We start from the raw sequence: 577 nt of genomic DNA on the forward strand, positions 1-577 counted from the left end.
GACGAGTTCGCCGCGAGGGACGGCCGGCAGCGCTGGGTGCTCGGCTCGATGGGTCCCGGCACCAAGCTGCCCACCCTGGGCCATGCCCCGTACGGCGTACTGCGCGACGCCTATCAGCAGAACGCCGAGGGCCTGGTCGCGGGCGGCGCCGACGCGCTGCTGGTGGAGACCACCCAGGACCTGCTTCAGACCAAGGCGTCCGTGCTCGGTGCCCGGCGCGCCCTGGACGCGCTCGGCCTCGACCTGCCGGTGATCGTGTCGGTCACCGTCGAGACGACCGGCACGATGCTGCTCGGCTCGGAAATCGGCGCGGCGCTGACCGCGCTGGAGCCGCTCGGCATCGACATGATCGGCCTGAACTGCGCGACCGGCCCGGCCGAGATGAGCGAGCACCTGCGCTTCCTGGCCCGGCACTCCCGTGTCCCGCTGTCCTGCATGCCCAACGCTGGCCTCCCGGTCCTCGGCAAGGACGGCGCGCACTACCCGCTGGGCGCCTCCGAGCTGGCGGACGCGCAGGAGACGTTCGTCCGTGAGTACGGTCTGTCGCTGGTGGGCGGCTGCTGCGGGACCACGCCGG

1 protein-coding gene is annotated in these 577 nt (G+C 72.8%); it reads left to right on the top strand.

Annotation, left to right across the window (positions count from 1 at the left end):
- A partial coding sequence (locus ACTT8P_RS38430) for a homocysteine S-methyltransferase family protein (RefSeq protein ID WP_442836426.1) occupies window positions 1-577 on the top strand: 577 nt, incomplete at both ends.

Source organism: Streptomyces sp. JW3 (genome assembly GCF_052216785.1).
Taxonomy (GTDB): domain Bacteria; phylum Actinomycetota; class Actinomycetes; order Streptomycetales; family Streptomycetaceae; genus Streptomyces.